At 52.7% G+C, this 364-nt stretch carries 1 protein-coding gene; it reads left to right on the top strand.

The window, feature by feature from the left end:
• Window positions 1-34 precede the first annotated feature (34 nt).
• On the top strand, window positions 35-364 hold a 330-nt coding region (locus HG542_RS34325), incomplete at its 3' end, for a transposase (RefSeq protein ID WP_171088360.1).

Below are 364 nucleotides of genomic sequence, written 5' to 3'. Positions count from 1 at the left end.
GTTTGTCATCTGGAGCCATAGAACAGGGTTCATCATGAGTCATCAACTTACCTTCGCCGACAGTGAATTCAGCAGTAAGCGCCGTCAGACCAGAAAAGAGATTTTCTTGTCCCGCATGGAGCAGATTCTGCCATGGCAAAACATGGTGGAAGTCATCGAGCCGTTTTACCCCAAGGCTGGTAATGGCCGGCGACCTTATCCGCTGGAAACCATGCTACGCATTCACTGCATGCAGCATTGGTACAACCTGAGCGATGGCGCGATGGAAGATGCTCTGTACGAAATCGCCTCCATGCGTCTGTTTGCCCGGTTATCCCTGGATAGCGCCTTGCCGGACCGCACCACCATCATGAATTTCCGCCAC

Source organism: Streptomyces morookaense, assembly GCF_013030945.1.
Lineage (GTDB): Bacteria > Actinomycetota > Actinomycetes > Streptomycetales > Streptomycetaceae > Streptomyces > Streptomyces morookaensis.
The sequence above is the reverse complement of the archived record's forward strand: the minus strand, read 5'-3'. Positions and strand labels throughout refer to the sequence as shown.